We start from the raw sequence: 215 nt of genomic DNA, 5'->3' as shown, positions 1-215 counted from the left end.
GCCTGCCCGTACTGTCCGTTTAGCAAGCGGGTCGACGACGCGGCGACGCTGGCGGCCGACCGGGCGCAGCTCGAGCTGTTCATCGACTGGGTCAGCGAGCAGGAGGCGCTTGGTCATCGGCTGTCGATCTTCTTCAATCCGTACGGCGAGGCGCTGACCCATCGCTGGTATCGCGAGGGACTGATCCGTCTGAGTCATATGCCGCATGTCGAACG

The 215-nt window shown here is 64.2% G+C and carries 1 pseudogene; it reads left to right on the top strand.

The features are described 5' to 3' along the window. Positions 1 to 215, top strand: a pseudogene (locus tag PA598K_RS35685) (STM4011 family radical SAM protein); the annotation flags it as partial.

It is taken from the genome of Paenibacillus sp. 598K (assembly GCF_003851045.1).
Classification (GTDB): Bacteria; Bacillota; Bacilli; order Paenibacillales; family Paenibacillaceae; genus Paenibacillus_D.
This window is presented reverse-complemented; position numbering and strand designations above follow the sequence as displayed.